The sequence below is a fragment of the Desulfobotulus alkaliphilus genome, assembly GCF_007830435.1.
Lineage (GTDB): Bacteria > Desulfobacterota > Desulfobacteria > Desulfobacterales > ASO4-4 > Desulfobotulus > Desulfobotulus alkaliphilus.
The window spans coordinates 1-12,140 of sequence record NZ_VLLC01000009.1; the positions used below are offsets into that span (position 1 = coordinate 1).

Annotated in this window: 12 protein-coding genes and 1 pseudogene; 2 read left to right on the top strand and 11 right to left on the bottom strand. The window is 44.0% G+C overall.

The features are described 5' to 3' along the window. The coding region (locus LZ24_RS06820; RefSeq protein ID WP_222427563.1) for a hypothetical protein at positions 1-682 on the top strand (682 nt) is incomplete at its 5' end. A 288-nt stretch (positions 683-970) separates the two neighbouring features. Here LZ24_RS06820 and LZ24_RS06830 read toward each other — a convergent pair. The 6 genes and pseudogenes from LZ24_RS06830 to LZ24_RS06855 all read right to left on the bottom strand — a co-directional run. Beyond that, positions 971-1,183: pseudogene (locus LZ24_RS06830) on the bottom strand (helix-turn-helix domain-containing protein); the annotation flags it as partial. A gap of 141 nt (positions 1,184-1,324) precedes the next feature. Continuing rightward, positions 1,325-2,098 carry a DEAD/DEAH box helicase gene (locus LZ24_RS06835; RefSeq protein ID WP_144683912.1) on the bottom strand — a complete coding sequence of 258 codons (774 nt, stop codon included), beginning with the start codon at positions 2,096-2,098 and terminating at the stop codon, positions 1,325-1,327. Positions 2,099-2,105: 7 nt separating this feature from the next. After that, complete coding sequence (locus LZ24_RS06840; protein WP_144683914.1) at positions 2,106-3,035, bottom strand: HamA C-terminal domain-containing protein; 930 nt, start codon at positions 3,033-3,035, stop codon at positions 2,106-2,108. Between the two features lie 143 nt (positions 3,036-3,178). Then, entirely contained in the window at positions 3,179-3,508 is a 330-nt protein-coding gene (locus LZ24_RS06845) for a hypothetical protein (protein WP_144683916.1), read from the bottom strand. A gap of 140 nt (positions 3,509-3,648) precedes the next feature. After that, positions 3,649-4,914 (bottom strand): HEPN domain-containing protein, encoded by a 1,266-nt coding sequence (locus tag LZ24_RS06850; RefSeq protein WP_144683918.1) that lies wholly within the window; start codon positions 4,912-4,914, stop codon positions 3,649-3,651. A 103-nt stretch (positions 4,915-5,017) separates the two neighbouring features. Next, positions 5,018-6,091, bottom strand: a complete 1,074-nt coding sequence (locus LZ24_RS06855) for a DUF6414 family protein (protein ID WP_144683920.1) — start codon at positions 6,089-6,091, stop codon at positions 5,018-5,020. A gap of 155 nt (positions 6,092-6,246) precedes the next feature. Between LZ24_RS06855 and LZ24_RS06860 the strand changes: the two genes are divergently transcribed. Then, a complete protein-coding gene (locus tag LZ24_RS06860; protein WP_144683922.1) occupies positions 6,247-7,734 on the top strand; it encodes an integron integrase in 1,488 nt (495 codons plus the stop codon). Positions 7,735-7,796: 62 nt separating this feature from the next. On the opposite strand, the gene LZ24_RS17560 is transcribed toward LZ24_RS06860, so the two are convergent. The 5 genes from LZ24_RS17560 to LZ24_RS06885 all read right to left on the bottom strand — a co-directional run bounded on the left by LZ24_RS17560 (position 7,797) and on the right by LZ24_RS06885 (position 12,089). Further along, positions 7,797-7,940 (bottom strand): type II toxin-antitoxin system HicB family antitoxin, encoded by a 144-nt coding sequence (locus LZ24_RS17560; protein WP_222427565.1) that lies wholly within the window; start codon positions 7,938-7,940, stop codon positions 7,797-7,799. 55 nt (positions 7,941-7,995) lie between these two features. After that, entirely contained in the window at positions 7,996-10,596 is a 2,601-nt protein-coding gene (locus LZ24_RS06870; RefSeq protein WP_144683924.1) for a PEP/pyruvate-binding domain-containing protein, read from the bottom strand. A 213-nt stretch (positions 10,597-10,809) separates the two neighbouring features. Further along, positions 10,810-11,199 (bottom strand): type II toxin-antitoxin system VapC family toxin, encoded by a 390-nt coding sequence (locus LZ24_RS06875; RefSeq protein WP_144683926.1) that lies wholly within the window; start codon positions 11,197-11,199, stop codon positions 10,810-10,812. Next, positions 11,196-11,402, bottom strand: coding sequence for an AbrB/MazE/SpoVT family DNA-binding domain-containing protein (locus tag LZ24_RS06880; RefSeq protein ID WP_144683928.1), 207 nt, complete (start codon positions 11,400-11,402; stop codon positions 11,196-11,198). The genes LZ24_RS06875 and LZ24_RS06880 overlap by 4 nt, the downstream gene beginning before the upstream one ends. Positions 11,403-11,492: 90 nt before the next feature. Beyond that, positions 11,493-12,089, bottom strand: coding sequence for a response regulator (locus LZ24_RS06885; RefSeq protein ID WP_144683930.1), 597 nt, complete (start codon positions 12,087-12,089; stop codon positions 11,493-11,495). Between the last annotated feature and the right edge of the window lie 51 nt (positions 12,090-12,140).

Consider the following 12,140-nt stretch of genomic DNA (forward strand, 5'->3'; position numbering starts at 1 on the left):
CATTCAGGCCAATGAGGTGGTGCAGCTGAATGAGCCGGTTAATATTTTTGATGATGATGCCTTCATGATGGTAAAAGAAGAGCAGGCAGTGTTCGGCTCTAAAAAAACAACGGCCTCAAAGGCGGATACCATTGCCCATGCCACCAAAAAGGTCATTACGGAAAAAATGGATGAAGACCCTGCCTTTTATGAAAAGTTCTCAAAACTGATCCAGCAGGCCATTGAAGATTTCAGGGCTAAAAGGATATCGGATCTGGATTATCTGAACAAAGCCAAAGATATCCGCAACAGGGTTGCCTTCAGGGTGCATGATGACGTACCGGATAAGCTTTCCGGGAATGAAGATGCCATGGCTTATTTCGGTGTACTGATGCCATTTCTGGCGAGTGCTGAATGCTCCGTGATGAAGGATGAATTGAAAGTAAACTCAGGACTCAAAACTCAGAATTCCGTATTCGACGAAACCGCTGCGGATACGGCCTTAGCTATTCAGGCCATACTGGAAAAACACAACAAAGTTCACTTCTGGGAGGATGAAGATGCCCAGAAACAGGTGATCAACGAGATTGATGATTATATCTATGATGAGCTGAAGACAGAAAGGGGCATCGAATTGTCACTGGATCAGATGGATGCGCTCATCGAGAAGGTGTTGCAGGTGGCAAAACACAGGAATAATTGAGAATGGATAATTGACAATGGAGAATGGGAAGCAGGTCTCAGGCAAAAAAAATGCTGTCAGGGACAAATCATTTTTGTTTGCATTGCGGATTGTGAAATTATGCCGTTATCTTAACACGGAAAAGAAAGAATTTGTATTACTAAAAAGATCATTTCACACTCGACGTAGATAAAAACACATGATTATTGTCATTAAGCCTGACGCAGAAGAAATCCTGTCGAGTGCGTTTCGATTTTATTAGTAAGTAAGCAACTGCTTCGCTCTGGAACTGCGATTGGGGCTTTAGTGAGGGAAGCTGAACAGGCGGAGAGTAAAGATATAGTCTTTATATTCATCGAGTTTTTTGACTCTTGACGGATCGTTAAGACAGTTGCTGACTGCTGCCTCGTCCATTCGGAGATATTTACGAACGGTATTACGGGAAATACCCAGTTCTTTGCTTATTTGCCTGATGGATAAGCCGTCACCATTATCATGCAGTGCTTTTATCTTGTGAATCACAACCCACTCCTTCATTCTTTCGTCTCCGGCTTAGGTTAAAAGCCTGAGAGATTATAGAATTTTGGGCAATAAAAATACCCGCCGATGTGCTTTAGGGTGGGTCAAAATTATTGACCGCTAGTGGGTCATTTACCATGGCCATTAACATTTATTCAATACAACTGTATTGAATGTGAGAGGAACAAAATCCATCCCTTGTGTGAAAGGATTGTCTTTCAATGTCGAAATATTGGGTGCAAGAAAATACCGTTGTTTTGTGATCTTGCTGAGCTCCATAAGTGCTTTTATCAAGGAAGGGGATCGCTCTTTATCAAAATCTGAGCTTGCCTTGTAAAATTCGTCAATAATCAAGATGTCTACTTCATCTAACTTATTAAGATAGTTTATTGCACGTTCTTGTGGAAAAATGAAAATATTCTTATCCGACAACTCAACGTCTGAAGTGGTAATAATTTTATACTCCCTTGAAAATTTGGGATACAATCGACGCCTTGTTTCATCTGTAAGTGCAATAGTGGGTACAACTATTACTACATTTTTTGGCTTTTTAATTGATATAAAAGCATCGATTACGAAGCTTTTTCCAAAACTTGTTGGTGCACTTACTGCTATATCATAACCTTGTACCAATTTCTTTAATAGCTCAGATTGTTCTCGATGAAGGGTAACTGGTTCCTTTTTGCCAACATCTACCTTAAACACATTATAAACGAATCTGTCTTGCCATAACGCTGTCTCTGGTTTGATATATGGATATAGGCCTGTTTCACGAATCAGATGATTTACAACAGGAGAATATTCAATACCGCTTTCTTCATGATATCCTAACAGTCCAATCAGTTCATTTCTAGCCGATTCTGTATCGTTTTTGGACAAAAATTCATTTATTATTTGACAGGCATCAAAAATTTCCATGATATGCTCACTGTCCTTTATAAAATTGTACAGCCGAAATAAACTTATCGACTATTGTTTGTTTTTCTGGCACAGGAAAAAGGATTAGATGAAATGTTATCTCAGAATACCTTATAATTTCTGACAGTTGTTTAACCTGTTTGGTAAAAAATGACATTGAGCGATCCTTATGCCATGAAATTATCTTTTCGCGGTAATCATCAGAAATGTATTTAGCCTTACACGTATGGTCACATTGATGTAAAAGAAGAATGGGTATATGCAGTATTGGCTTAAGATTGTCGATGGACTCTTTTGGACTCAATGCATCCTTAATTTTTTCTTTTAGTTCAACATCCTCGATGAGGCTATCAATATCTTGTAAATTTGTAACAATAGCATTTTCTTTTTTTAATTTAGTTGTACTTAATGAGTTTTTAACTGATTCTATAACTGATGTGAGCCTTGAATCTTCAATGCTTGAATAAAATTTTGCTTCGCCAAACCATATTGTAAAACTATCAGGTCCTTCAAGAACTATGTGAACGCTGTCTGCACCTTTCGCATTGTCTTGAACATTCTGTTTATAAAATATTTTCGGAACCACAGGCAAAGCTTTATAATGGTTCTTCATTATTCCATAGAGAACTATTTCAGCCAGTTCACTACCTTTTCCAATTTCATTTAACGAATCTGTAAGCCTTAAATTTGAGGCTGCCGCTGTTAAAAGAGAATGTGATTGGTTTGAAAGACTTTCTCTTTCTTTTTGTGACAAAGCTGTCTCTGCAATATTATCCCAAATAAAATTCTGAAATTTATAATATCTCCATTTTTCATCTTCAAAATCATTTAAAATGGTTAAAACATTTTTGTTATCCACTGGCTTAAGTGAGCACTCTGGGGTAAGAGCTAAAAAGCTTTCATCAATTAATATTTCAAATTCAAATCCGGTGCTCATTAAATCACCATTCACAATTTATTGTAAATATACCGCATATCGGAAACATGCGTGAAACCGAACGTCTAAGCTAAGCGGCTCGGCGTTAGCCGCGTCCGGTGGAGCGCGAAGCGCGGAACGAACTTGAGCGCCGTGTTAGCCATTCAGATCCTGTAGCCAGTGTACTGGGCATTACAGACGCCCTGTACCTTGAAGAACAAATAGAATCTTTCGGTATACTCCGAAATTTCCACCTTTAAAAAATCATTCCTCGCTTTCTCAAGTGAGGCTTCAATTTGATCTCTTGTTTCATTTATATCAGGTGCGCGTTCATCTTTACGGATGTCGTACTTGTAGACATCGCCATCGGCGTGAATGTCAAGATGTATTACGTCAATAAGGGAGTCCGAGTGATCGCTTTTTACCTTTTTCACCTCCACGCTGAAGCTGGTAATTAAGCTTCCTGAAACCTTGAGTTGTTTTTTTCTTGGCACGTTACTTCTCCGTATGGCTAACGCCCGCATTTGCGGCTGGTTTGAAGCGCACCGGAAAACCAGTCCGGCAACATGCGCTTTTATGTGATCCGAGTTCACTCACTATGGCTTTTTTATTGCTACAGGAAACATTTGCAAGATTATGAAGTCTCGCTGAATTGCTTTATGTATGTTGATAGCAATTTTTTAGCTAAGAAGAAAGAGTCGCTATATATTTTATATATCTTTTCCTGATCATCTTTCAAAAATCCCGTGTGAACTAGCTGTGATCTATAATCATAAAGCTTATAAAAAAGCTGAGAATCTTTTTTACCTAGCAAGCTCTTCACTAAAGATTTACAACTTTTACCAATAGATTGAAATCTCATGGATTCCAATGTTCTTGTTAACGAAGCTTTTACATCTGGGTCAAAGTCATTTGTTTCATTCATTGATTGTACTAAAAAGTCTAATGCTCTTAGCTCTTCATTATCTCTACGCGTCTTTTCTGACAAAACCTCGATAACTGTCATTGATAATATTATCTTGCTGACAAGTGAATCTTCGTAGATTGATGTTGTCAATATAGATGAAGCTAATTCAATTTTCCTAAATTGATCATCACAAACACTGGTATCTTTTAGGTGGTTAAAATTGTCTCCAAATGCCTCTTCCAAAAGATTTACATCATAAGGTTCATTTTCTACGGTGGCGTTACTATTCCAAGGGCTTGATTCTTCTTGAAATAACACAACTCCAAACTTATCGCTAAAATGAATCAATGGCCTCTCATAATAGTCATCGAAGAACTTTGTATGATGACCAATAAATGCACTTTCCAGATTTTTTTGGATATTATCTAAAGCAAATCCAGATACTAAATTTTCAGGATAGGCTATCCCTATACCCAATTCTGCAAAAGCCATAATCAATATTTGCTCTACTTTTTTAGAAAGCGGCAATATTTCACGATAAATCAAACTTATCTTGTTTCTCAGAACCAAAACGTTCTCTTCTTTCAGAGATTTACCATCATCTGCCTCAATGATATATTGATCAAGAAGATTCAGTGATTCTTCATCTACTCCTAATGGCTTCGACACCTTAAATCGGATATAGAAATTCCACTTTGTTTTGTCAGGATCCATTTCGCTTACTAAATCAGTAGTATGTTCGGTCCCCTTAGCAAGTAATGCTGGCTCTGCAATGTCAATAAATTCTGATGAATCATCTTTATTCAAATTCTCAATAAAATTCAAAAACTCACTTATAATCTCATCGACAGCTTCCCTCTCACTGATCCCATTTTCTTCAACTCTTTTGATAGCCAGGTCAGGGAAAGAATCAACTAAGCGTAGAACACTGTCAACTTCAATTGGTCTTGTGAATGAAACACCAAATATTTCCCCAATATAATTCTCTTTCATGCAAACCTCAAAAACATCTAATTAGACGCATCTACAGATTCAAACAACTTTCAACAAATCGCTAAAAAATTACTGCACTGGTTCTTAACCCATAACGCCGCATTCAACGGCTTGTCCGCTGCAATGCGGCGTTAGGCTTGATAGATCGATAAATTGCAATTGGATGAATCATAATTCGAGGATACCTACACGTTCGTATCATTTCTTCAAACCCATCGAAGCCACGAAAAACACCTCTGAAAGCTCTCTCTACTGATTCCGATTCACGTCCTTCCTGATTTAACTCTTCTTCATTGAACTCGACCATTGGATCAAACTGCTTGCTTCCTTCTTTTGGAATCGCAGTAATTACGCCAAGAATATCAAGCTTAACGGTTGGTTTTGATCCATAAAGAAAATGTACCGATTCAGTACTACTCTCCAGAAAAGACTCTCGTTTTAAATTCGACAATATATGAAATTCAGATATATCATCAAATGGATATAGCCGGAAATTAATTACTCCGGGAAGGAATACTCTTATCCAGTTTTGCATTCCTTCAATGATCCAGTCTTCAACCTCGCCAATTGACTTAGCTTTGATAAGAAGCTCTACGTGACGCTCCAACTCATCTAATTCATTTTTTCGCTTGGTCTTTTGCTGTCCATTTTTCATCAATCGGATTTCATTCCTCTGGGACTCGATCTTTTCTAGTATCTCTTTACACTCATCTGACTCTCTTAGCGAAGACTCTATACTTCGATTTATAAGAGCCACAATATCTTTGTAGTTAGCTGATATTCGACATATACGCTCATAATCTTCGAGAACGGCCCATCCTGTCGCTTTAATACATAGCGTGTTTTCGAATATCGATATTGCCTCACCCGAAGCCAGCTGTTCTTTGCTTACGTCAACACCTATTTCTGCTGCATACCCTAATTTAAAAAGCTGATCTTCTAATTCATTATACAATTCATGGTGACTAACTCGCGTCTCCTTAAATGACTCCGAATCAGTGCCGACACCACCCGCCTCATGCTTGAACAGCTTGAGATCATAGTTTCGTAGATTTTTATCCGTCTTATTGGAGGAAGTTGATGTTTCAAACTGCTGAATTATTCCCCCAGTTATCTGGCTATAAAGCGAGCTAACTTTATCCATGTCGAGATAAATCAGATCCTTAACTTCATTCATCTTTCTCGCCTCATTTTTAGCCTAACACATTATTGCGTGGATCTGCACAACTGCACTCTTTTTTTCATACTTGACAACCCTCAAGCTGTCAAGTATCTATTTTCCTAACTGGATAATACTTTAATTTTTAAATTATAAAGAAAAATGGATAAGTTATGATCAAGCTTCCTGAGCCCCTTGAGGAAAAATTTCAGATGCTTCTGGAAAAAGATGCCATTCCCCCAAGAGAAAGGCCGAATTATCTGAAATGGCTTCGCTCTTATCTGGATTTTTGCAAAAAAAAAGTCCTGTCCGATACAGATTCCCAAAGTATCCTTCCCTTTACGGAAAGACTGAAAGAGAAAAAAAAGACAGCCACACAGATCCATCAGGCAGAGCAGGCCGTAAAAATATACCATTCCGGTATATCCATGCCCCCACCTCCTGAACCTCCTGCCCGGCCTGCGGATTGCTCACCAGAAAATTCTGATTTCTCAGGAAAAAAGCCGCCTTTGGAGCAGGAAGCCCCTACCCCCCTCTTCTCCCAAACAGAAATGAAGGTGAAAAAGCGTTTTATTCCAGACCAGCACCAGAACCCAGCCCCCCCAGCTCCGGCCAGCGCATCCCCTTCCTCAAGCCACCAGAATCAGGCCCATAAAGCCCCCTCTCCATGGGATCAGGCCCTTTTATCCCTGAGCAATGAAATCAAAGTACGGCAGTATTCTCCCAAAACCCTGAAAGCCTATACCCTCTGGGCTGAAAAGCTTCGCTACTTTACCCTCCATAAACCACCGGAAATGCTGGATGTGGAAGATGTGAAACGCTTTCTCACCCACCTTGCCGTGGAAAGAAAGGTGGCGGCATCTTCCCAGAATCAGGCCTTCAATGCCCTGCTCTTCTTTTTTCGCCATGTGCTTCACAGGGAATTCGGGACGCTGGAGGGGGTGGTGCGGGTAAAAAGGAAACCTTATATTCCTGTGGTGCTTTCCAGAGAAGAGGTGTGGCGGGTCATAGAAAATTTAAAATATCCCTTTGATCTTATAGTAAAAATTCTTTATGGATGCGGACTGAGGCTTTCCGAATGCATGAAGCTGCGGATACAGGATTTTAATTTTGATACCATGATCCTCACCATCCATGACGGGAAAGGGAAAAAAGACCGCACCGTTCCCATACCCCAAAAGCTGAAAAAAGAGCTGGAAAATCATCTGCATCTTGTTGTGGAAAAACATGAAAAGGATCTTGCCGCAGGCTATGCAGGGGTTTTTCTGCCTTCCGCCATTGAGCGCAAATACCCCGGTGCGGCAAAGGAGCTTGTCTGGCAGTGGTTTTTTCCGTCCAAAGAACTCACCCTTGTGCCGGATACGGGGGAGCTGCGAAGATACCACCTCCACGAAACCCATGTACAAAAGGCCATAAAGATGGCCGTAAGAAAGTCCAGGCTTTTGAAGCGCGCCTCTGCCCACACCTTCCGCCACACCTTTGCCAGTCATCTTCTGGCGGCCAATGTGGATTTGCGCACCATACAGGAACTTCTGGGGCACAGCGACATCCGCACCACCATGATCTACACCCACACAGTTGTTTCCACGACCATTAAAGAAAAGAAAAGCCCCCTGGATTTTGAGGATAGGGAGCCGGTTCGGTCACTTACTCTGCATTGAGATTTTCTGGATAGCGTCATCTGGAAGCCCTCGGAGAATGTCAGCCTTTCGGTCCTCTAAAATCAATTCAATGGCCTGCCGTAAATTGTCTTTAGCGTCATCAATCGTTTCGCCCTGTCCATTACACCCGGCACCTCTGGACAGATCGCCCAGAAGCCACCTTCAGGTGCTGCTTCAATTATGGCTGTAAATTCTGCCTTCATCATAATCTCCTGTCTTTTGATTGTGACCGAGTCAATACCGTTAACTTGAAACTTCAGCTTAAACGCCCCCCCTCCGGTCCAGAAAAGCCACCACCCGCTGTTCCACGGCATCGGCCATGAGGGTGATGCGGGTATCCTCAGGCACCAGCCGGGAGGTATCCAGCACCCGAATCATGTCCTGCCATTTTTCCATTTCCGGCAGAAGCTCCGTCAGGCGGTTGGGGGCATTGAGGAACAAGGACTCCTTCAGTTCATTCCCCTCCCCTTCCGGAAACAGGGCCAGATAGAGCATATTCATCTCCACCAGCTCATTGAGGAAATGGGTTCCAAGGGATACATCGGGAATGAGATTTTCCCGCATGGTCACCACCTCACAGAGCACCCGCACCCGGTCAATTTCTGCAAAGTGGGTGGGAATACCCAGATCCGGACTGCTGGTTCCCCACCGGCCCGGCCCCATGACCATGAGATTGCAGTTTTCCCTGTCCGTCAGGCGGTTGAGCCTGCCGATAATACGGGCCACCTCGTAACGTTCTTTTACGGGAAGCTCCCCGTAGAGGGAAGGAACCACATAAATGAAGCGGTCGATGGTCAGAATCCGGCTTTTTCCCACCACAGCCCCACGGGTTTCAAGGATCATATCCTTTGGTGCTATCTCCACCTCGGGCAGGGCCACCTCATCCACCCCTTCCACCTGCAGGGGCCTGCACTGTAAAAGGTTGATTCTGTAAGTTTCATCTTCCATGAAATTCATGGCAAACTCTATATCCACAGGATGTTCATAGGCTCTCTGCAGGGTCTCAAGAATTTCCTTCATATCCTCCACAAAGGGCGTCTGACTCAAAAGCCTGTCAAAGGTGACAATCCAGTGCCTTGGTCCCTTGCCCAGCAGGCCGCCGCCAGCAGAGGAGGCCACCAGAGGCAGGGGGATATCCTTGTTTTTTGCTCCGACATCAGAAAAATATCCGGACCTGAGCTTGTTGGCCGCCAGATCCAGATAATCCATACGCTTCTGGGAGTATTCGCAGACCTCATCGAAATTGGATTCCGGCCTTCGGGAAGGGGCATTGAGGGCCACCACCCGTGTATAATCATCATCGGATCTGTCCACAGCCCGTGTTCCCAGACCAAAGACAAGGCGCATCACCCCGGCTTTGGGATCAATCTCCCTGCTCCAGACATAGGGATTGTAGGAAAATCCAACACCTGCGGCATGGGGATAAAAGGTATCCTCCGCAGGCTGTCCGGAAACCCGCATGATCAGAAGGGCCATCTGCTCGTCTTTGTCCAGCAGCCCCCGCTGGTTACGGTATCGCAGGGCATTTTCACTCATGGTGCTGGCATAGACATGGCGGATGGCATTGAGCAGCATGTCAAGACGGGCTTCGCGGGAGCCCTGATTCACACAGAAGACACTGTCGTATTTTCCGGCAAAGGCATTGCCGTAGTTGTCTTCCAGCAGGGAGCTGGAACGCACGATATAGGGAGACTCACCGAAATAATCGATGAGTTTCATGAACTGTTCCATATGGTAATTGATGAAATGCCCCTGCCGGATACGGGTCTGGGCTTCGGCGATATCCGCAAGAAAGGTCTCGGGTCTCCGCTGTTTCTGGCGTATCCACCAGATGCCGTTTCTCACAAGAAAGGTGTGAAAGACATCGGAGCCGATGTAAAAGGAATCATGGGTTTCCAGCAGTTCATGGAAACGGGGGTTCTCTTTTTTTAAAATGGCCCTTGCCACCAGCACCCCCACGGCTTTCCCGCCAATGAAGCCGATACCCACCATGCGGTCCCGGATACTGAGAATATCCTCAAGACTCATATATTTCCGGATCAGCTCCAGCATGCGCTCATCTTTGGAAAGCATCTGCCGGGAAAGGCGCATGAAAAGGTTGGTCTCCTTTTCCTTCGGGCAAAGCCCTGCCCGGGATTCTGCCAGTATTCTTGGCACATCACTGAAAGATCTTCGCCAGAACCCCAGCCTTCTGTCCGCATGCAGCCCCGGCCAGCTGGCGGAAGCAAGGATTTCTGCAATCAGGGCACTGCGGGTGACGGGCGGAAAACTGTTTTCATCTTCCCACAGATGGATGGTGTTCATGGAAGAGGTGGAACGGTACTGCACCTTGACCGGCCGGATATAGAGCCTTTCATTATAACGGAAAATGTCCAGAAGATACTGGGTGGTTTCCGTGATGGGGTCCGTTGCAAAGGAGGAATGGGCATTGCGCTGCAGGGCAAAATAGGTAACGGTTTCCAGCTCATAGAGCCTTGGGCAGGTAAGGACAAAAAAATTGCCCAGCATCTGGTCCGACTTCCAGGCTCCGGCCAGCCCGGAAAGGCAGTCAAAGACATAGGCGGCACCGTATCCCGCCTCTTCAATCACCTGATGGAGCCGGGTGGCAAAGGTTTCAAAGCCCGTATGGGGATCAAAATAATGGACTTCCGCAGGGCTGTCTTCGGGCAGAAGGGGCGGGTGGGAGGCAAAACGAAAATAGATCAGCCGACGGTTCTGACCGGCTGCGGCCTCGGCAAAGGGAAGGACCAGTGCCTGATAATCTTCTATGCTGTCGATCTGCCAGACAATATTGTCTCCGGCCATGACGCCTTTAAAAACCTTGTCCAGTCCGGGAAGGCCGGAAGTGAAGGGAATGGGCATGGTGTCTCCTTATCTTATGGGCAAAAATGCACAGAGGGCACCTTTGACAGCGGACAGGGCCAGTTCCTGAAATCAGGTTGCTCAGAAACTGCTTTTGTTTCTTTTTGCAGGTGCGTCAGCATGTCGCATTGGTCAAAGCGGCTGGAAGCCGCTTCTCTTTTTTAGAAAGCCGCACCGTGTTTTGGCCGTTCTGTCAGAAGGCAGGCCTTGAAACTACCCGGAAGCTGCCATTTTTTTAACGAAATAGTTAACACCTTCAATATCTTTAAAATCAATATCCTGCGTCCATATGGTGCAGTCATATTTTTTTGCCGTTGCAAGGATGATACTGTCTGCCATGGGAAGACTGTATTGTAAACTCAGCCTTGATGCTTCAATGGCCAGATCATGGGTAAGGTCAGCCATACGGCCTTTTTGCATCGCTGCTACTGCTTGAAGGGCATTATTTTCCGTACTTTCACGCAGTACGACTTTAAAAACTTCATAAACGGTAATGACTGGTACGATCAGAGCGTTTTCATCCTGAATGGGGACTGAAAAAGAGTCGGCATTGGGTCCGTCGGAAAAATATTCAAGCCAGGCAGATGAATCAATGATATTCATACCCGGTCCCCCTCACGGGAAAATTCTGTGTTTATCCCCTTCAGAAAACCCCGCATTTCCGTCATATTGCGGTCAGGTATCAGTTCAATGCGATTATCATACTCAACGATGCGCATCCTTTGGCCCGGTTTAAGTTTCAGTTTTTCTCTGATGGCCTTGGGTATAACGACTTGATACTTAGGTGATACAGTGACGGTTTGCATGGCGCCTCCCTATCGTTTATGTATTGGTTTTACGATAAGGGCATCGATTTCAGGTGTCAATATTAAAAAGAAATTCAGGTACAAAAACCATCATCCCTGGTTTTTTCTGGTGCCGGACCGGGATGGTGCCAAAAGAACCATCATCACCTTTTCAATAAAGGATTCCACATCAAGGGATTTCGACACACAGGCCTCAGCACCCATTTTCAAAAGGGTCTCTTCCGTATCTTTCTTTTCAAAGGCCGTCATGGCAAGCACCTTGATGCCGCTCAGCTCCTTTTTTTCTTTAATCATCTGACAGACCTCAAATCCGTCTATACCGGGCATAAAGAGATCCAGAATAACAAGATCCGGCATCATCTCTGTCACTTTCACACCGGCCTCAAAGCCATTTTTTGCCGTTTCCGTCTCAATACCCATGCGGGAAAGCTTGGCCTGCAGGATTTTTACCATCTGGGGATCATCATCCACAATCAGTACCCTGTGAATGCCATCGTTATTCTGGGGAAGCCTTCCCTCCCCCCCGAGAAGCCGCTCCACTTCTTCAGGGGAAATACGATAATGGCCTCCAGGGGTGACCATGGCTTTTACACTGCCGGATTTCACCCAGTTCCACATGGTGGACCGGCTGACACTGCAGAGGGCTGCTGCTTCGGGGACGCTGTAAAAGGGTTTGGATGGCTTCATAATTATTTAAATACCTTTCTTTAAAAAACAAACATATTATACATGTTTGTC